The sequence below is a fragment of the Spirosoma endophyticum genome (assembly GCF_900112365.1).
In the GTDB taxonomy this organism is placed as follows: Bacteria; Bacteroidota; Bacteroidia; order Cytophagales; family Spirosomataceae; genus Spirosoma; species Spirosoma endophyticum.
The window spans coordinates 900,532-919,985 of the sequence record NZ_FOLQ01000001.1; the positions used below are offsets into that span (position 1 = coordinate 900,532).

Genomic DNA, 19,454 nt, shown 5'->3' on the forward strand with positions numbered 1-19,454 from the left:
TGCTTGTTTTCATCACCGGACGGCAACCTTGTCGGTTTGCGCTGGCACGTTCGGCACTTCTTTAGTACCCTGCGGGGCTTTGGCTCCGGCGGGTTTGGTGCCCTGTAGCGACAGAATGTAACTGGCGACCTGTTGTACCTGCAACGGATTAAGTTGTTTTTTCCACGACATCATGCCCTTTTCGGGAACCCCTTCGGTAATAGTATGAAAGACTGCTTTTATGGTACCACCATGCAGCCAGTACTCATCCGTCAGGTTAGGCCCAACGCCCCCCTGCCCCTGCTGCCCGTGACAGGCGACGCAGCTTTGCAGAAACGCAGCCTTTCCGGCATCGAGTGCTTTTGGCTCTTTCATGAAAGCAACCGTATTTTCGTTGATCGACCCAGCCACTTTTTTGATGTATATCTCGCGTTGCTGATCGGCCATCGCCACTTCCTGGGTGTATTCAGCGGTTTGCAGATCGCCCACTTTGAACACATGAAACACGAACAGATAAACGACTCCGAACGCAATGGTGCTGTAAAACAGACTCATGAACCAGGGTGGCGTCGGGTTGTCAAGTTCCTCAATGCCATCGTAAGCGTGCTCCAGCGTCAGGTCTTTCTCCTGACTGAGCGCATGCAGTCCGGCGATACGTTGCCAGAGCGTACGGGGATCGACGGGTTTGGCAGCGGGTTCCTGCCCCAGCGCTTTTCGCAGGATGAGCATCAGATACACCGCCACGAACGCCACCATGATCATACCGACCAGCAGCAGTGTTGCCAGTAAAAGCAGTGCTAGCTCCTCACCCGACTCAATCGCCCAGATCGATCTGACTGGATCACTCGATAAAAAGATTAAAAACAGATTCATGAGAGATAGCGTAGGTTAATCGGTGGAGGAATCATCGAGCGGCAGGCGGCTCATCTGGCCCATGTGGTTTTTATCGGCCAGCCACAAATACAGACCAACCAGCACAAAAAAGAGGAAGAGGGTCAGAAATGAACCCACCATGTAGAGATCCGCACCCGGAATTTTGGAGATAAATTGCTTGAACATGACTTTAAAGGGATGATGAATGATGAATTATAAATGATGACCGGGTCGCCGGTGCGATGATAAGCTATGGATGGGTACTCATCATTCGTCATTTATAATTCATCATTTGTTAACCGTTTCCATTTTCTTAATATCCGTACCCAGTCGTTGGAGGTAGGCAATAAGGGCTACGATTTCCCGGTCGGGCTGGACTTTGATGCCGTCTTTGGCTAACTGGCTGCTGATGCCGCCCGCCTGTTTTTGCAAGTCAACGTTCGCGTACTGGATCGCTACGTCCTCGTACGGAACACCGACTTTGCGAAGCGCTTTCAGCTTATCCGCCGTGTTGGATACGTCCAGCTTTTGTTCCCGCAGCCAGGGATAAGGTGGCATAATTGAGCCGGGTGACATTGAACTGGGGTCCTGCATGTGATAATAATGCCAAGAATTAGGATACTTGCCACCTTCGCGGTGGAGATCGGGACCAGTCCGTTTGCTGCCCCACAGAAATGGGTGATCATACACGAACTCACCCGCCTTGGAGTACTCACCGTACCGTTCGGTTTCGGAGCGGAAGGGACGTACCATCTGAGAGTGGCAGTTCACGCAACCCTCCCGGATATACAGATCCCGTCCTTCCACTTCAAGAGCGGTATATGGCTTCACCGCCGAAATGGTTGGTACGTTGCTCTCCACCATGAACGTCGGCACCAGTTCAATCAGCGAACCGATCAAAATCACAACTAACGAACCGACCAGTAGCGGGATGGGTTTGCGCTCGAACCAGCGGTGCCAATACGTATCACTGCCTGTTGGTACGTAGGCTTTGGGCAAGGCGGGTGCTTCGGCGGGTTCATTAGCGGTCAACGTGCCGGCGGCCATCGTTTTGAAGAGGTTGTACCCCATCAGGATAGCGCCAAGTAAGTAGAGCACACCACCAATGGCCCGCATCCGGTGCATGGGTAGTAGTTGTAGCGTAGTTTCCAGGAAGTTACTGTACCGTAGCGTGCCTTCCGGCGTGAACTCCTTCCACATCATTCCCTGTGTAAAGCCCGAAATGTACATCGGCACGGCATAGAACAGAATGCCTAACGTACCCAGCCAGAAGTGCGTATTCAGCAGTTTCTTCGAGAACAAAGGCGTGTGGTACATCCTGGGAATGAGCCAGTACAGCATAGCGAACGTCAGAAATCCGTTCCAGCCCAGCGCCCCCACGTGAACGTGCGCAACGATCCAGTCGGTAAAGTGGGCAATGCCGTTTACGTTTTTAAGCGACAGCAAGGGTCCTTCGAACGTCGCCATACCATAGGCGGTCAGGCCGACGACCATGAATTTCAGAATGGCGTCTTCGCGCACTTTATCCCAGGCACCCCGTAGCGTCAGGAGGCCGTTGATCATCCCACCCCAGGACGGCGCAATGAGCATAATGGAGAACACCACCCCCAGCGACTGCGCCCAATCGGGCAGCGAGCTATAGAGCAAATGGTGCGGACCAGCCCAGATGTACAGGAAAATCAAGGCCCAGAAGTGCAGAATCGAGAGTTTATAGGAGTACACCGGGCGGTTGGCCATCTTGGGCAGGAAGTAATACATCATGCCCAAGTACGGCGTTGTCAGGAAGAAAGCCACCGCATTATGGCCATACCACCACTGCACCAGCGCATCCTGCACCCCGGCATACAGCGAATAACTTTTGAGGAACGTAACCGGAATGGCCATCGAATTGATGATGTGCAGCACCGCGATGGTGACGAACGTAGCGATGTAGAACCAGATTGCTACGTATAAATGCCGCTCTCGACGCTTGATAATCGTACCGAACATATTGATACCGAACACGACCCAGATCAACGTAATGGCAATGTCGATCGGCCATTCGAGTTCGGCGTATTCTTTCGAGGTTGTCAGCCCAAGTGGTAACGTAGCCACCGCCGAGAGGATAATCAATTGCCAGCCCCAGAAGTGAATCTTACTGAGCAGGTCCGAGAACATCCGGGCTTTGCAGAGCCGTTGCAGCGAATAATAGACGCCCATAAAAATGGCGTTGCCCACAAAGGCGAAAATCACCGCATTGGTGTGCAGGGGCCGGATACGCCCAAACGTCGTGTATTGGTTACCCAGATTAGCCGCTGGCGCAAACAACTGCGTAGCGGCAATCACCCCAACGAGCATCCCGATGATACCCCAAATAATGGTAGCCACCGCAAAATTACGGACGGTGGTATTGTCGTAGGCGAATCGATCGATAACGGGCTGCTGGCCCGGTGGCGGTTGCCCGATAGCCGCCCGATCGGGCGAAATAATGATGATTGGTTTGTTTGTGCTAACGTTCATACGGCAGTAGTAGAAGTTTTCGGAGAGATACGACGGCTTGATTCAGAGGGTATTACTACGTTGGGCAACTCATCGGGCGGACTGTCATCGAGCAGCATTCGGAGCGAGGGTGTGTAAAGATCATCCTGCTGCCCGGTACGCATCGACCAGATGAAAGCGCCCAGAAATCCAAGTGCCATCATCAGGCTGATTCCAATCATAAAAAAGAGTATTGACATTCCTGGTGGCGTTTGATAGGCCAAAAGTGCGTGAAATCTGGTAGGCGATGAATGAGTTTCGTCAGGGCATTAGCTGAGTTCTATCAGGCTATCAACCGGATTAACAAAACTCAGGTGATACGTTGAGGACAGTCAGGAACGGGGCAAACCCGACTACCTACTTTTGCCGCAATTCACGTTAATGCGTTAAACGGCCTACTCCAACTGTGGGCTCCTTTCCTGATGATCATTCTCGCTTTTTTCCTCGCGCACTGGTACCTGTCGGTGCTGATGCAGACCTTATTTCTCCACCGCTATGCCGCCCATCAGATGTTCACCATGAGCAGGGGGTGGGAAAAATTCTTTTACGTACTGACGTTTGTTGGGCAGGGTTCGTCGTTCCTGAGTCCGCGTGCCTACGGCATTATGCACCGATTGCATCACGCCCATGCCGATACAGAGGATGATCCACATTCTCCACAGTATTCTAAAAACCTGTTCGATATGATGTGGAAAACGCGACTCTTTTACAGCGACATCAAGAACAACCGGGACTCGATTCCGGCGAAGTTCAAAAAGGGAGTGCCGAACTGGGAATGGATGGAGCGTTTCGGTGGGCGCTGGCCGGTCAGGATAGCGTGGGGGACACTTTATACCCTGTTTTATATCCAGTTTGCTACGTCGCCCTGGTTATTTCTGCTGCTACCGGTGCATTTTCTGATGGGACCCATCCACGGCGCCATCATTAACTGGTACGCCCACCGCTACGGCTATACGAATTTCGAGGTAGACGATACCGCCAAAAATCTGTTGCCATTTGATTTCCTAATGATGGGCGAATCGTATCACAATAATCACCACAAATACGGTGGCCGGGCCAACTTCGGCGGCTTCCGCTGGCACGAGTTCGATCCGGCTTATCCAATTCTGAAGATACTCAATGCGCTGAAAATCGTGAAGCTGCGCGTAGGTCGCGACGAAGCGTATATGTAGAAGGCCCATGGCCAAGCCAAGCAGGCTTTCTAAATACTAGAAAGCCTGCTTGGCCGTCAATAGTAGTGTCAGTTGATTTGGCACCAGCCAAGTAGTGTCTCACAAACCCAGGCGCAATTCTTACAATCGTTTTAACCAGTATTTAGCTGATTTTATCAGTTAGTATTCTCGTCGCACGAAACGGGCGTTATTAAAGACGGACTAAACACACTAGCATTCTACTAATGAGCCAGTTCCAGTCTTTTTAGGATAAGCCATCTTGGGGGAGTTTACTCCATTTATAATCAGTCTCTTTGGGGATTGTAGCTACTTCATATTTTAAATTCCACTCTTTTATGTTTTCTAAAATTGGCAAAAAAGCTAAGCCTTTTTCAGACAACTTATAGTCTACTCTAGGCGGTAGTTCCTTATAAGCCAATCGTTCCAATAAGCCATCTTCTTCCAACTCTTTTAACTGCTCGGACAATACTTTCCTTGAAATGTGGGGTACGATGGCATCTAACTGACCAAAACGCATGGTACGGGTGCCAAGTACATTGATAATGATTGGCTTCCATTTATTACCAATAGTGCCAATAGCTCTCGTAAACGGGCAATTCGAGTTGCAAAACCGGTCGTCTTTCATCGTTAAAATTTGTAGTTACCTACTAGTAACCAGAATATACTATTGTAGTTTCAAAAATAAACTATTGATGGTTCCTTTGCGAAACAAATGTAAAAGTAGCTAAAATGAGTAAGTTAACAAGCAAAGTTGCCGTGATCACAGGGGGTAATAGTGGCATTGGATTGGGCATTGCCCAGGAGTTTAAACATGAAGGGGCTGTAGGCGTGATTGTCGGTAGAAATCAGGAAACGTTAGCGAGTGCTGCGGCTCAGCTTGGCGATAAGTTTATAGCCATCAATGCGGATGTAACCAACCTTACCGACCTGGAAAGAGTGTTTAAAGTAACAGCGGAGAAATTTGGTAAAATAGACGTGGTTGTAGCCAATGCGGGTGGTGGAACAATAGGAACGGTGGCAGATACCGGCGAAGCCGATTATGACAAGGCAATGGATCTGAACCTGAAGAGTGTCTACTTCACAGTTCAAAAAGCACTGCCCTACATGAATGATGGTGGCTCGATTATTCTTATCGGGTCAAATGCAGCCCATCGGTCCTATTCCTCATTTTCGCTTTATGGGGCTGCCAAAGCAGCAGTAATCTATTTAGCAAAAGGATTTTCAAGCGACCTTTTAGCTAGAAAGATCAGAGCAAATGTCATAACACCCGGTACAACGGATACACCCGCATTTGACAAGTTTGTTCCCGCAGAACAACTTGAAGCGGTAAAACAACACTATGCGGGTGTCATGCCGGTAGGGAGAATTGGGCAACCCGCTGACATTGGTAAAACAGCGGTTTTCCTGGCCTCCGATGATTCTTCGTTTATGCTGGGCGCTGAACTACTTGTTGATGGGGGTATGACCTACTTGGCTAGGTAATTGACCCCACGCTGGCACGAGGTCAAATTCGTGCCATTACCTAATTAAAACAATTCTCAAAATGACTACATCAGAAAATAAAGAAGGGAGCTACGCCATAATTGGCTTCGGTAAAATCGGCCAGACCCTGGCCAAGGCGTTTGCCCGCAAAGGCATTGAGGTATCCGTGGCAACCACGCGCGACCCGGAAAGCTTTGCATCCGATGCAGCCGCAATCGGCCCCACGATCATTCCTACCACACTGGCGGAAGCCGTCAAGGCGGACATCCTCTTTTTGGCGGTGCGTTTTGAAGCGCACCCGGATGTCGCGAAGGCGCTGCCCACCTGGCAGGGGAAGACCATCGTCGATGTGACCAATGCCTACGGCGTGCCCCCTGAAAAGCTGGGAGGACAGCCTTCCGGCAGGGTCGTCGCACAGGCCTTCACGGGTGGAAAACTGGTTAAGGGTTTCAACCATTTGGGCGCTGCCGTCCTTGGACAAGATCCGGCTGTACAGGGTGGCAGGCGTGTCGTGTTCCTGGCGAGCGACGATGACGACGCAGCAGCGGAGATTGGTGCACTCGCGGAAAACCTTGGTTTTTCACCCGTCCAACTTGGCGGCCTTTCGGAAGGCGGACTGCTTGTGCATGCGCGCGGAAACAGCTGGGGTCAACTGATCTTTAAGGACCTGGTCAAGTTCGGCTGATGAATCGTGATCGCAACTGTCAATGCGATCCTGCTTGGTGGACAAAGAGAACCACAGGTTATTTGAAGCGACTAAACTGAGTTTGTCGCTCACCCATTAATAAATAAACGTAATGAGTAAATTGAAAAACAAAGTAGCGGTCGTTACCGGTGCTGCAAAAGGAATAGGTGCATCGATCGCAAAACACTTTGCGGCAGAAGGCGCAAAGGTGGTTGTGAATTATGCCTCCAGTACAGAAGCCGCCGATAACGTGGTGAAAGAGATAACAAATAAGGGAGGCATAGCCATTGCGGTACAAGCTGATGTATCGAATGAAGACGATGTAACCAGGCTGTTTGACAAAACAAAGAAGGCGTTCGGCACCTTGGATATTTTGGTCAACAACGCAGTCTTTCAGCAATTTCTACCTGTTGAACAGGCATCAGTAGCCGCTTTTCATCAGCATTTCAACGTCAATGTGTTGGGCCCTGTACTTATCATCCAGGCAGCTTTAAACCTGTTTGGCGATACCGGCGGCACGATCATCAATATCAGTTCGGGTGCCAGCAAATCGCCGATGGCGGGCGTGTCGTTATATTCTGCTACGAAAGCGGCATTAGATGCCCTAACGATTTCGTTGTCGAAAGAACTGGGAGCAAAAAACGTTCGTATCAATTCGATTTTGCCGGGTGCTACGGAAACCGAAGGGGCAACCAGTGCGGGTGTAACTGCCGGTAGTGAGTATGAAAAAATGTTTATTGCCAATACCCCGCTTGGCCGCAGAGGCCAGCCAGAAGATATTGCGAAAGCTGCCGTATTTCTGGCTTCGGATGATGCAGCCTGGATTACGGGAGAGCAAATTTCGGTTTCGGGTGGTATGTATGGCTTTTAAATCAGCAGCAATAACCATTACTTAGCTCAAAAAGCCACAGATACACCAGTTATCCGTGGCTTTTGCTTTTCGGATAACCCGTTTAACTAACAAACAAAACGGATGACAAAACCCGTGCTGGTGACATCAATTTAGCATTAATGAACTCTACTTCCTGGTTCTCGTAAAATGTTCCTTTCACGAGACATTTATAAGGTAATTCAAGAAATATATGATAAAAAAAAGAATGCTTTTTCAGGCATTTGCTCGGATCGGCCTGTTATATTATATGCGCTCATTAACTTAGGAACACGCTAAAAGCCGCCATCCACAGCCCTAACTTATGGAGTGAACTTACTCTAATCAGGCTCGTAGGCGCATGCCGACGGTCGCAATAAAAACCATCGTAGCTGAACTCAGCGGCATAAGCACTGCAGCCACGATCGGAGACAGGTGACCCGTGGCAGCAAACGACAGCCCGACCAGATTATACAGCAGCGACACGCCGAAACTGAACCGGATGAGCCGCATGGCATACTGGTTATAATTCAGAAAGTTGGGCAAATTACGTAGTGATCGACTTTCCAGTATGGCGTCGCTGGCGGGCGTGAACTGGAGCGTATCGTCGGTTACGGCCAGACCAACATCAGCCTGTTTCAGGGCACCCGCATCGTTCAGCCCATCGCCAATCATCAGAACCTTCCGACCACTACGTTGCAGTTCCCCAATAAAATCGAGTTTGTCTTCCGGCTGGCAATTAAACGTCATCGCATCGTTAGCAAACCAGGACTGCAAATCGGCGCGCGTGGCGTCCGTATCTCCCGACAATACATAAAGCTGCTTGCCTTGTTTTCGTAAAGCCGTCAGCATATCAGCCAGCCCGTCGCGCAGTTGTCCGGCAAACTGAAAATGACCACGATACGTACCGTCGATACGCACGTGAACAGTCGAGCTGCCCGACTCATAGCCCGCGCCAACAAAAGCCGCACTGCCAATTTTCACTAGGTAGTCATCCACGAGCCCAATTATGCCCTGACCGGGTAGTTCGGTAAAACTCTCGACGATCATCGGTGATCCATCCGCTAAATACTGGCTCAATCGGCGGCTAAGCGGGTGCGCCGATTGGCTGACAACGGCTCGAAGCATGGCCCGCTCAAGAAGGGATAGCGGCTGCTCGAAGCATTCATTTACCGACTTCGAGGCCGGTGTAGTCAACGTACCGGTTTTATCGAAAACGACCGTATCGCAACGGGTAAGCTGTTCGATGACGTTCGCGTTCTTAAGGTAAAAACCGCGTTTACCCAATAGCCGCAAGCCGTGTCCCAGCGCAACCGGATACGACAGCGACAGCACGCACGGGCAGGCTACAATCAAAACAGCCGTAAACGCATTCACGGCCGTGGCAGGTTGACCAGCCCAGACATACCAGTACGTGCCAATCAGCGTAGCCAGCGTTAAGACCGTCAATGTAAAATAGGTACCGACGGCATCGGCGAAAGTTCGCGTTTTGCTCGACTGGTCTTTTTTAAACGCATCGTTATTCCAGAGTTGGGTCAGGTAGCTTTGCGATACGTCGCGCGCGATTTCGAGGTCGATGCTGCCGCCCATCTGTCGCCCGCCCGCGTAGAGCAAAGCCCCTGGCTCCTTACGCTCCGGCTCCGATTCACCCGTTACAAACGAATAATCGAGGAGTCCATCGCCCCGGTACAGCAACCCATCGGCCGGAATCAAATCGCCATGACGAACGCGGATACGGTCGCCCTTGCGCAGGTCAGCTATCGGTATGGCTGTTTCGAATTCAATATTTTCAGCTTTTTCTTTTTGCCCGTCGCCCCCTGCCCTACCCCCTAAACGAGTAACGGCCAACGGAAAGTACGATTTATAATCGCGCTCGAAGGAGAGAAAATCGTAGGTGCGTTCCTGAAACCATTTACCACATAACAGGAAGAAAATCAACCCACTGACTGAGTCGTAGTACCCGGCTCCGCCCAAGGCCAGGACTTCATAGGTACCCCGAAAATAGGCGACCAGAATCCCCAGCAGAATTGGAAAATCGATGTTGATAAGCCTACCACGAACGCCCCGACGCAGGCTTTTCCAGACCGATGCAAAGTAGCCAGACCCCGAATAAAAGACAACGGGTGTGGCCAGCAGCCAATTGAGCAGGCCAAATACGTGTTTGAACGTTGGATCATCCAGGCCCAGGTATCCGGGGAAACTAAAAAGCATGATGTTTCCCGCGCAGAACCCCGCTACGGCCAGCCGGTACAGTAGGGGTCGGTACGTAGGTTTCTGCTGCTGCTTCACTACGTCGTTGAGACTGATGAGCGGCTCGTAACCCAGCGAAGTGAGTAGTTGGGCGACCTGACGTAACGAGATCCGGGCGGGGTTGAACACCACATGAACCTGTTTTTTGAGGAAGTCGACGCGGGTTTGCTGGACGCCCGGCTCAAGTCGGTACAGGTGTTCAAGCAGCCACAAACAGGACGAACAATGGATGGCGGGGATGTAAAACGTTACGTGCGCTACGTTGTCGTTTTGAAAGTCGATTAGTTGCCCCGCAATGTCTGGATTGTCCAGAAAAGCTAAATGGTCAGGTTTAGCCGTTCGATTCAATTCTGGTTTGCCCGGCATGGAACTGCCCGGCGATGAATTCAGGTCGTAGTATTGACAAAGCTGATGTTCGCTCAGAACCTGATAAACTGTCTGGCAACCCTGGCAGCAAAAGGATTTATCGTCGAATAAAATAGGTTTCGTATCGGATGGGCAGTTGCTGCCGCAGTGATAGCAGACGGTCTTCGTTGGCTGAGCGATGGTCATAGACGCCGGAATTTTCCTCAAAAATGGCAAGAGTCAATTGGACAGTGGCTGATATAAATCAGGTCAATACCTGATTCTGATTGGCATCGCATCGACTGTAGGCAGCGAACTTTGAGCAACCTGATTCCTACGTCAAATGGGTCAGGTTGCATCAATGACTGACTCGCTGATCGCTAAGTACAACGTAGCTGGACCCCGCTACACCAGCTACCCGACCGTACCATTCTGGAACACGGAAGCCTTTAATCGGCATGACTGGCAACAGCGCCTGACCACTGCCTTTGCCGAAAGCAACTACGCGAGTGGAATCAGTCTGTATATTCACCTGCCCTACTGCGAGAGCCTTTGTACGTTTTGTGGCTGCAATAAACGCATTACCCGAAATCACGGCGTCGAACAACCCTACATCGATACGTTGCTGGCCGAGTGGGCCTTGTATTGCGAGTGGTTACCGGAGCGGCCACGCATTGCGGAACTGCACTTAGGTGGTGGAACCCCCAGCTTTTTTTCGCCCGGCCAGCTTCGGCGATTACTGACCGGTCTGTTTCAGTGGGCCGACCCGACGGAAAACCCTGATTTTGGCTGGGAAGGTCACCCCAACAATATGACGCAGGAACACCTGCAAACGTTGTATGACTTTGGCTTTCGGCGGGTTAGTTTTGGCGTGCAGGATTATGACCCCACCGTACAGCTTGCCATTCATCGCCATCAGCCGTTTGCCAACGTACAGCGCGTTACCGAACAGGCGAGGGCGATCGGATATACCTCCATTAGCCACGATCTGGTGTTTGGGTTGCCCTTTCAACGACCCGAATCGATTCGAAAAACCATCGCCAAAACCCTGACGCTACGTCCCGACCGGATTTCGTTTTACTCCTACGCTTACATCCCCTGGATCAAGGGGAATGGTCAACGCGGTTATCGGGATGAAGACCTGCCAACCGGCGAAGCCAAACGCGAACTATACGAACTGGGTCGTGATTTGTTGCAGGCGGGTGGCTATACCGAGATTGGTATGGACCATTTTGCGCTGCCGCACGATCCACTGTACAAGGCCACGCAGTCGGGCAGATTACACCGTAATTTCATGGGCTACACAACTACCCGAACCGACGTTTTGCTGGGTCTTGGCGTGTCGGCGATCAGCGATGTAGGGACGGCCTTTATGCAGAACGAAAAAGACGTTGATACGTATCAACACCGCGTACTGATGGGCGAGCTCCCCATCCAGCGAGGCCATTTATTGACCCACGAAGACAGCAGAATTCGCCGGATGATTCTGGACATCATGTGCCAATTCAAAACCAGTTGGGCTGTGGACGACTGGAGCGATGCCGAATGGGACGTATTGAGCCAGAAGCTCGATGAGTTCTGCATGGACGGTCTGCTGGATTACGACGAGACGAGCCTGTGGGTTCGACCCGAAGGGCGTCCATTCCTACGAAATATCTGCATGACCTTCGATCGTCAGTTGACCCGTGCCCAACGTACCGAACGGTTGTTTTCACAAACCGTTTGATGCGCTCAGTACCGCTCCTATCACCTTACTGTATTGTCAATAAACGAACGTTTACAAACCCATTATACTCATGAAAACCATCGTTGCTGCCACTGATTTTTCACCCAATGCGAACCGGGCCACGCATTTCGCCATGCAGTTGGCGCGTGCCCAGCATGCCCAGTTGATTTTAGTGAATGCATTCCATTTCTGGCCAGCGAATCCTGCTGAAACAGGCGGCAATTTCGCACTTAGTCCCCGCGCCATGCACGACGACAGCCAGAAGAGTCTTAACCATCTGGCGCATGAGCTGCACGAAACATATGGGACTGACGTACTCATTCAATGCATTACGAAAGAAGGGTATGCGATGCCGGCCATTCGCGAGGTTACGCAGGATAAAAAAGCGGATTTACTGATTATGTCGACAGTGGGTACAGCTCCGCAAAGTGCTCAGTTAATGGGCAGTGTGGCCACCGAAATGGTCGCTCAAACGAATGTTCCCCTGCTGCTTATTCCCCCTTCTGCCAAGTATGCCGATATCCGGAACGTAGTGTTGGGCATTGACCTCGACACGCCCCCCGACGCGGTCGTTCTGGATACTGCCATTGGGTTTGCCCGTCAGTTGGGTTGTATCATCAACGTACTGTGCATCAATGACAAACCCAATGACCCAGTGGTCCGCCACAGAGCCGAGCACATCCGTCACTTATTGATTCAGATACCTCATACGCTGACAATTCTGCCCGGAAAGGACGTCTATGAAAGCCTGCTGACCTTTGCCCATGCCAATAAGGCTGATTTGATCATGATGCTTCCCCAGCCACACAACTGGCTACGGCAACTATTTGTGGATGGCGAAACCGAACGTACCGCTCGTCTGACGGACATTCCGCTCCTGGCGATTGTGTAACGACTTACTGCGATGTAAAATCGGCGACTCATGACCAACCCGTTCCAGAGAATTCAGAGTCTGGCCTTACTAATTGCCGACCTATTCATTGTTTTGCCAGCTATCGTTCGATTGCCTGACCAGGATTTTCCTGTTTCCTGATTGTGGTCATGTCCTTACCTGATTCGCCAGCCAACTTTTGTTTACTCAGTTCGAGATCGCTCTGGCTAGCTCATGTCACCCTTACTCAATCAACTTATGATACCCACTACGATGAAGGCAGCCGTTGCCCGAGCCTATGGCCAGCCACTTCAGCTTGAAATGGTTCCTGTTCCGCCTGTAACGCCGGGCAAAATTTTAGTAAAGGTGGCAGCCTGCGGGGTTTGCCATACGGACCTACATGCCATCAATGGCGACTGGCCGGTTAAAGCAACGTTACCGCTGATTCCGGGTCATGAGGGGGTGGGTACCGTAGTGGCCATTGGTGAGGGGGTAACGCAAGTTAAACTTGGGGATCGGGTGGGCATCCCGTGGCTGTACACGGCCTGTGGTCACTGCGAACATTGCTTTACGGGTTGGGAAACCCTCTGCGAGAGCCAGCAGAATACGGGCTATTCGGTGCAGGGAAGCTATGCGGAATACGTACTGGCTGACCCCAACTTTGTGGGTCACTTACCTGATTCACTATCCTTTGAGGAGGCTGCGCCTATTTTGTGCGCGGGCGTTACAGTCTATAAAGGTTTGAAAGAAACTGAAGTCAAACCTGGTCAGTGGGTAGTTATTTCAGGTATTGGTGGCCTGGGGCATATGGCTGTTCAGTATGCCAAAGCAATGGGTATGCGTGTGGCCGCCGTTGATATTCAGGACGACAAATTAGAACTGGCCAAAAGCGTAGGCGCCGAGTTGGTGATTAACGCAGCCAATGAAGATCCCGTTACTGCGATCCAGCAACGGATTAAAGGGGCACACGGCGTACTGGTCACGGCAGTATCCCGATCTGCCTTTGCGCAGGGCGTCGGGATGCTGCGTCGTCATGGCACGATAGCCCTAGTCGGACTGCCACCGGGCAATTTTGACCTGAACATCTTCGATCTGGTCTTAACTCGAAAAACCGTTCGGGGGTCGATTGTGGGCACCCGGCAGGATCTGGTCGAGAGCCTGGCTTTTGCCGCTGAGGGAAAGGTGAAAGTTCATTATCAGAGCGACCGACTGGAAAATATCAATGTGGTACTCGCTGATATGACGGCGGGCAAGGTGAATGGGCGGGTTGTGCTGCGTATTGAGTAGGACAGTTAGTGAGATCACCCAAATACGACTTCATATTGCACATTTACTTGCCGAACGTTCTTATCCGGATACCAGCGAAGCTTAGTTTTTGCGTACGTTGATACAGCTGAAAATCCTCATTTCCTTTCGAACGCTTTCGGCAAATCTCTGAAGGGCTGATCTGGTCGCTACGTATACGGAACTACCCTCTTCCCGTACATTGGTCCTCATGGAGCCAACCAGCGCCCTATAGCCCCGCTGTTGTGGTTTCATGCGGTTGAGTCCATACTTAAAAAAAGCTTTCGTTTGCTTACTTACCTGGCGAATGCCTAAACTTTCATCCTGACAGGTTGTTAACGGAAAGGAACTCAACGCAAATTTTTAAACGCAAATTAACATGGAAGACGAAGATAAAGAGGACATCCTTCGGGCTAAACAGGCTATTTCGCCTGCCGGTCTAGGCGACCGCTCCGACAAGGCAACGACCTTACCCGGCAATGACTCACCCGACGATACGCCCCTGAGTGGTATCGATCCGACGCCATCGGAGGATGATGAGGATGACGACACCGCCACAACTCATCCGAACCGAAATGCGGATGGGAAAGTCGATATTGGCAAGCCCCCTTATAGTTAAACGAACTCATCTATGAGTAAAGGCGTCTTCACTCGAAGACGCCTTTTTTATGGACACCTACTTAGTTTGTCCCAGGGCATAGTTTTGGATACGCTGTTTGGTCAGTAGCCGATCGAGCAGGTCACGTTGATATTGAAGAGTCCCGTTGGGTCCAAGACCAGAAAGCAGGTGAAGCACTACGACTGAAAGTTGGCGGCAAGTTCAAACATTAACCGATTCGTTGTCAATGAATGTGAAAAATGGCGGTTTTATAGACTGAAAAACTCCGTCGAAAAACGAACCGTCCGAAAAATTCACGTTGAGAATTGACTATGAAAAACGCCTACTTCGTTTGCTGCTCTTACCATCCAGCTTACTTTGGGTATTCTGCCAACTCACCACAACAGCTCAATCAATTCGAGAGCAGATAATAGACAACGCCATTACGGGTGCCAGCCTATCGGGCGCTTCGGTACTGGTCACCGCCCCTACTATAAATGGGTCTCGACATGGCTTCGTGATGCGACCGTTATTAGCCTGCTAATTTTGCAAAACTTTATCTTTGGCCTGAGTACCAATATGTTGCCGAAACTGACTGGTGAATTAGGAACGTTGGCCGAAAAGGTCAAATTTATTATACAGGCCAATACCACCAGAACAACCAGTATCCCATGGTGTAACAAGTCCGTATCAGGGCTCTGCCAGCCGGCTGGACCGTTCGCTTACTAATTGTGAAAGAAGACGACTGGGTTGGCGACTAGCCTGTTGAGGAGTTCAATACGTTATGTACACGTGCATAAACAACAACCAGCATGATCAATTCAATCATCCAGCGTTGTCCTGATACTGAATCTTCTGGTCAACCGTCGAAATACGATCCGGAAAATAGCGAGAGTTTAGCCCAGACCCGCTCGGAGCAGAGTCCCGTGACCAGTAGTCCTGGCGAAACTCCCTATGTGAGTAGTCATGCCGATAATTATGATCCCGATCAAGCGCCTGACCGCAATCCGGAGGAGGATGGCCCCAGTGGAGAGAATACAAAAAATGGTGGGAAACAAGGGGGCGGTTTATGGACAAGTGGCGGCAAGGTAACAACGGGTACGCCCTACCACGATGAAGATTAATACGTCCGTTAAGTAGCAAATTTTCCTGCTGTGCAACTACCCTAAAACCATGTTCATCATTAAGCAGCCAGCACTGGCTTTTGGGCTTTGTCTACTCACCATGCTTTGCTGGGGTTCCTGGACCAATGCCCAGAAATCGGTCACTCAATCAGCGCCACTTTACGTTTTCTACCGGGATTATGTATATGGCATTTTATTGGTATCGCTGGCACTGGCCTTTACCTTAGGCAGCTTTGGTGATCAGGGCCGTTCGGTGATAAACGACATCCAACAGGCTGAGTTGAAAAATATACTTCTGGCTCTGGCAGCTGGCATTGTGTTTAATTTAGGCAATATGCTGCTCACGGTGGGCATTAGTATGGCTGGAATTTCTATCGCGATGCCCGTAGGTACTGGCCTGTCGCTGGCGATCGGGCTGGTTATCAATTATCTGGCTGAGCCAAAAGGTAGCGTAGCCATGCTGGCCATTGGTGGCGGAGCCATACTGGGAGCTATGGGTTTTAGTGCGCTGGCTTATCAGACCAAGCAGGATAACGCTGACACGGATGAAGGTTCTGCTGGAAACAAAGGCATCTGGATCGCCCTGGGCGGTGGGCTGGTTACAGGCTTCTTTTTCCGGCTTATTTCGTCAACACTGGCTAAAGACTTAAGCCAACCAGAGATTGGTTTTTTAACTCCTTATACGGGGGGTGCCTTGTTTGCCGTTGGCTTGGTGGTAAGCAACCCATTGATTGAGTATCTGGTCCGACGGTTTGCTTTCCCGGATCAGGATGGCCAGTTAAGTTACCAGCAAACAGGCCCCCGTGAGCACTTTATTGGTTTATCGGGCGGGCTGCTCTGGGGTATTGGAATGATCGCTCTGTTGATCGGCTCCAAACAGGCAGGTGATGCGGTGTCGTATGGCCTTAGTCAGGGAGCGACCATCATTTCGGTGTTTTGGGGAATATTTTACTGGAAAGAGTTTGAAGGTGCTCCACCAAAAGCCAGCCGCTACCTCTGGCTGATGGGTGTCACTTACCTGGCTGGCCTAGTATTAATTAGTCTGGCCAGATCCTGACTGACATCTCTATTCTATTAATTTGAGAAGGCATTAAGCTACAACATCCAAAGAACACGTCAGCTGCTACGGGATACATGGCGTCAGAATTGTCTAAAAGTTGTGATTATAAATTATAACCAAGCGCATACTGTTCAATTGGGATCATTTACCAAAGGGCTATTCCACACAACTTATTGAGCTCATAATAGCCTATACAGTAACTACTTAACTTTGGCTTCAGGCCACATTCAAATCATTAACTGAACTCTCAGATTGGGTGAACGGTCTAGAGAATCAGACCGTTAAAAATGCTCGGTCAACTCAAAACACCCTGTTCCAATAAGGTTGCAATCAGCTCGGAAGACCCAGAGAAAGGACCAGACGAACCTACTTTTAAGGTAGCCAGCGCTGCACCAAATTCTCCAGCCTCCTCCACAGGACTACCTTGTACCCGCTTCCACAAATAGCCGGCCATATACGTATCACCACAGCCCGTAGCATCGACAACGACAGTTGGTTTAAAGGCCGGAATTTGATAAAATGTGCCTTCGGTATAGATGAGCGACCCTTTGCTACCCAGCGTTATGATCACCTCCCGCACACCCAGATCAGCCAGGTATAGGGCTCCCTCTCTGGCATTCCTGCGACCGGTAACAATTTCCATTTCAGACTCATTTGCTTTCAAAATAGTCACGCTGGGCAGTATTTTTTTCTTAGCCGCCCAGTCCTGATAGACTACTTTTTTATGCCAGACACGTCGTAAATACCCCTGTATATCCAACGACACCAGCCCTTTTTTCGACAAATCCTGAATCAGCTTTACGGGAATATCATCGGCTAATAGTGGTCCTAAATGGTACACTTTAGCGGTTAGGTCAGGCATCTGCGAAACGCTGAAAGGAGATGCCTTTCTTAATACCTGTTGTTCCCGATAATCCTGATCGTCGTTATAACTGTTCTGGAAATAAACAGTATGCGCGCTCGGTAAGGTATAAACGTCGATGCCTTCCGAACGCAGATCATCAACTATATGGTGATCCTGCAGCGCAAGAGCGGTTACCAATTTATACTCAATATCAGCTTGCAAAAGCGTTTTGGAAAAGTAAAACGAGGTTCCGCCCGGCATGTATGTCACCGATTGAGGGGTAACAACTTTATCCAGTGAGATGTGGCCAATCGTGCAGATGTCGGTCATATTTTGTGTCTATCTTCCTGTGATATCTATACTTCCTGTGATAACTACGTTTAAGGGGTAAAAAGTTGATGCCTTCACTACTGAAAAAGCATTTCGCTTCTATTTCTAAACCATCTGTGAGGTATGTCGATTATTTTAACATTAACATTTGGCTAATGTTCTTAATAATACAATATAATCAAATGCTTTAATCATATAGTTTAAACATTTGATTAAAACATTTGACAAATATAAATAACCGGCGGTATCTTTACTGCATCAAACCGCAGTAAAGATGCTATCTGTTAGTTCGACTGAAGAGAAAATTAAGGAAGCCGCCAGGAAAATATTTCTACAAAAGGGCTTTGAAGGCGCTACCACCCGGGATATTTCCAGGGAAGCTGGCCTGAACTGCGCCTTGATGAATTACTATTTCCGCAGTAAGGAAAAACTGTTCGCGTCGGTCTTCGAGGAAATGCTTCATCTTTTCTTTCAGGGAATGATCACGGTGCTCAATAAGCCCATTAGCCTGAAAGAGAAAATAATTGAATTGATAGACCATGATTTTCAGACGTTTAAGCGCAACCCGAGCCTATGTATTTTTGTTCTGAATGAATTACACCGAAACCCAGACCAATTAATAAACATTATACAGTCGGCTAAGACCCAGACGGCCTTACTTTTTGAGTTGCAGCTTAAGGAAGCTATCGACAAGGGTGTCGTGCGCCCCGTTAAAATGCAGCATGTATTGAGCCTGCTGCTGTCGAACACCCAGTTTATTTTTCTGGGCAAAGCCATTACAATGAGTACCTGGCAAATGGATGAAGAAGCGTTCGATACGTATGCAGAAGATCACAAACAGCTTATTACTCAGATGATTATTAATTTTTTATTCATACCAGAAACTGCGTCGTAAGACTGTTCTTTTTTCACTTTGTGTGGCAATGGTCTTTAGTCGGATGATAGCGGACCAGGTCTTGTTTTAGATACATACGTTAATCGATGCATAAATTAATAGCTACCGGTTTGGGTATTGGCTACATCCGCAAAGGGGGCGGAACAGTAGCCTCCGTTGCCTGTTGCGCTGTCTGGTACGTAGCTCATCTTAGCACAGCCCGACCTGTTGGCTATCTTTTTTTTGCGCCGATGCTGATCACCCTGGTGATTACAATTGTTGGGATCTGGTCAGCGAATGCGGTCGAAGCGCAGTGGGGAAAAGACAGCTACCGGGTCGTTATTGACGAAGTAGCCGGTATGTGCCTTAGTCTGCTGTTTATTCCGATTACCGAAAAAAGCCTGCTGGCGGGGCTCGTATTATTTCGTCTGTTCGACATTGGCAAACCTTTTGGCATTCGAAAACTAGAGAAACTGCCGGGGGGCTGGGGGGTTATGCTAGATGATCTGCTGGCTGGCCTGTACGCGAACCTGCTTTTGCAGGGGGCTTTGATATTGAGACTTTTATAAAAC

At 49.8% G+C, this 19,454-nt stretch carries 20 protein-coding genes; 13 read left to right on the plus strand and 7 right to left on the minus strand.

The window, feature by feature from the left end; genetic code table 11:
* Nucleotides 1-12: 12 nt before the first annotated feature.
* From BM202_RS03510 to ccoS, 4 genes are all read right to left on the minus strand, one after another.
* On the minus strand, nucleotides 13-852 hold the full coding sequence (locus BM202_RS03510) for a cbb3-type cytochrome c oxidase N-terminal domain-containing protein (protein ID WP_093823058.1): 840 nt from the start codon (nucleotides 850-852) through the stop codon (nucleotides 13-15).
* Nucleotides 853-867: 15 nt separating this feature from the next.
* A complete protein-coding gene (locus BM202_RS37080; RefSeq protein WP_177236493.1) occupies nucleotides 868-1,038 on the minus strand; it encodes a hypothetical protein in 171 nt (56 codons plus the stop codon).
* Between the two features lie 102 nt (nucleotides 1,039-1,140).
* A complete protein-coding gene (ccoN, locus tag BM202_RS03515; protein WP_093823059.1) occupies nucleotides 1,141-3,351 on the minus strand; it encodes a cytochrome-c oxidase, cbb3-type subunit I in 2,211 nt (736 codons plus the stop codon).
* Nucleotides 3,348-3,569, minus strand: a complete 222-nt coding sequence (ccoS, locus tag BM202_RS38090) for a cbb3-type cytochrome oxidase assembly protein CcoS (RefSeq protein WP_245776505.1) — start codon at nucleotides 3,567-3,569, stop codon at nucleotides 3,348-3,350. The genes ccoN and ccoS overlap by 4 nt, the downstream gene beginning before the upstream one ends.
* A 222-nt stretch (nucleotides 3,570-3,791) precedes the next feature.
* On the opposite strand from ccoS, the gene BM202_RS03525 reads away from it, so the two are divergent.
* Nucleotides 3,792-4,541 carry an acyl-CoA desaturase gene (locus tag BM202_RS03525; RefSeq protein ID WP_093823060.1) on the plus strand — a complete coding sequence of 250 codons (750 nt, stop codon included), beginning with the start codon at nucleotides 3,792-3,794 and terminating at the stop codon, nucleotides 4,539-4,541.
* 244 nt (nucleotides 4,542-4,785) lie between these two features.
* Here BM202_RS03525 and BM202_RS03530 read toward each other — a convergent pair whose 3' ends face one another.
* Nucleotides 4,786-5,166 carry a winged helix-turn-helix transcriptional regulator gene (locus tag BM202_RS03530; protein ID WP_093823061.1) on the minus strand — a complete coding sequence of 127 codons (381 nt, stop codon included), beginning with the start codon at nucleotides 5,164-5,166 and terminating at the stop codon, nucleotides 4,786-4,788.
* Nucleotides 5,167-5,270: 104 nt separating this feature from the next.
* Here BM202_RS03530 and BM202_RS03535 point away from each other — a divergent pair, with 104 nt between their 5' ends.
* The 3 genes from BM202_RS03535 to BM202_RS03545 all read left to right on the plus strand — a co-directional run bounded on the left by BM202_RS03535 (nucleotide 5,271) and on the right by BM202_RS03545 (nucleotide 7,579).
* Nucleotides 5,271-6,023, plus strand: a complete 753-nt coding sequence (locus BM202_RS03535; RefSeq protein ID WP_093823062.1) for a glucose 1-dehydrogenase — start codon at nucleotides 5,271-5,273, stop codon at nucleotides 6,021-6,023.
* A 61-nt stretch (nucleotides 6,024-6,084) separates the two neighbouring features.
* Nucleotides 6,085-6,708 (plus strand): NADPH-dependent F420 reductase, encoded by a 624-nt coding sequence (locus BM202_RS03540; protein ID WP_093823063.1) that lies wholly within the window; start codon nucleotides 6,085-6,087, stop codon nucleotides 6,706-6,708.
* Between the two features lie 112 nt (nucleotides 6,709-6,820).
* Nucleotides 6,821-7,579, plus strand: a complete 759-nt coding sequence (locus BM202_RS03545) for an SDR family NAD(P)-dependent oxidoreductase (RefSeq protein ID WP_093823064.1) — start codon at nucleotides 6,821-6,823, stop codon at nucleotides 7,577-7,579.
* 342 nt (nucleotides 7,580-7,921) lie between these two features.
* On the opposite strand, the gene BM202_RS03550 is transcribed toward BM202_RS03545, so the two are convergent.
* Entirely contained in the window at nucleotides 7,922-10,378 is a 2,457-nt protein-coding gene (locus BM202_RS03550) for a heavy metal translocating P-type ATPase (RefSeq protein WP_093823065.1), read from the minus strand.
* A 154-nt stretch (nucleotides 10,379-10,532) separates the two neighbouring features.
* Here BM202_RS03550 and hemN point away from each other — a divergent pair, with 154 nt between their 5' ends.
* From hemN to BM202_RS03590, 7 genes are all read left to right on the plus strand, one after another.
* Nucleotides 10,533-11,897: an oxygen-independent coproporphyrinogen III oxidase gene (gene hemN, locus BM202_RS03555; RefSeq protein ID WP_093823629.1), complete on the plus strand. Its 1,365-nt coding sequence runs from the start codon at nucleotides 10,533-10,535 to the stop codon at nucleotides 11,895-11,897.
* Between the two features lie 70 nt (nucleotides 11,898-11,967).
* Entirely contained in the window at nucleotides 11,968-12,789 is an 822-nt protein-coding gene (locus tag BM202_RS03560; RefSeq protein ID WP_093823066.1) for a universal stress protein, read from the plus strand.
* Nucleotides 12,790-13,026: 237 nt separating this feature from the next.
* Nucleotides 13,027-14,055 carry an alcohol dehydrogenase AdhP gene (gene adhP / locus BM202_RS03565; protein ID WP_093823067.1) on the plus strand — a complete coding sequence of 343 codons (1,029 nt, stop codon included), beginning with the start codon at nucleotides 13,027-13,029 and terminating at the stop codon, nucleotides 14,053-14,055.
* A gap of 376 nt (nucleotides 14,056-14,431) precedes the next feature.
* Complete coding sequence (locus BM202_RS03575) at nucleotides 14,432-14,671, plus strand: hypothetical protein (RefSeq protein ID WP_093823068.1); 240 nt, start codon at nucleotides 14,432-14,434, stop codon at nucleotides 14,669-14,671.
* A 298-nt stretch (nucleotides 14,672-14,969) separates the two neighbouring features.
* The gene (locus BM202_RS37085; RefSeq protein ID WP_177236494.1) at nucleotides 14,970-15,194 is read left to right on the plus strand and encodes a hypothetical protein; all 225 of its coding nucleotides are present in this window, start codon (nucleotides 14,970-14,972) and stop codon (nucleotides 15,192-15,194) included.
* Nucleotides 15,195-15,462: 268 nt separating this feature from the next.
* Nucleotides 15,463-15,774, plus strand: coding sequence for a hypothetical protein (locus BM202_RS03585; RefSeq protein WP_093823070.1), 312 nt, complete (start codon nucleotides 15,463-15,465; stop codon nucleotides 15,772-15,774).
* 49 nt (nucleotides 15,775-15,823) lie between these two features.
* A complete protein-coding gene (locus BM202_RS03590; RefSeq protein ID WP_093823071.1) occupies nucleotides 15,824-16,831 on the plus strand; it encodes a GRP family sugar transporter in 1,008 nt (335 codons plus the stop codon).
* A 298-nt stretch (nucleotides 16,832-17,129) separates the two neighbouring features.
* Here BM202_RS03590 and BM202_RS03595 read toward each other — a convergent pair whose 3' ends face one another.
* Nucleotides 17,130-18,008, minus strand: a complete 879-nt coding sequence (locus BM202_RS03595) for a PfkB family carbohydrate kinase (RefSeq protein ID WP_093823072.1) — start codon at nucleotides 18,006-18,008, stop codon at nucleotides 17,130-17,132.
* A gap of 274 nt (nucleotides 18,009-18,282) precedes the next feature.
* Between BM202_RS03595 and BM202_RS03600 the strand changes: the two genes are divergently transcribed.
* Both BM202_RS03600 and BM202_RS03605 read left to right on the plus strand, forming a co-directional pair.
* Nucleotides 18,283-18,903: a TetR/AcrR family transcriptional regulator gene (locus tag BM202_RS03600; protein WP_093823073.1), complete on the plus strand. Its 621-nt coding sequence runs from the start codon at nucleotides 18,283-18,285 to the stop codon at nucleotides 18,901-18,903.
* An 86-nt stretch (nucleotides 18,904-18,989) separates the two neighbouring features.
* On the plus strand, nucleotides 18,990-19,451 hold the full coding sequence (locus tag BM202_RS03605) for a phosphatidylglycerophosphatase A family protein (RefSeq protein WP_093823074.1): 462 nt from the start codon (nucleotides 18,990-18,992) through the stop codon (nucleotides 19,449-19,451).
* Nucleotides 19,452-19,454: the final 3 nt, after the last annotated feature.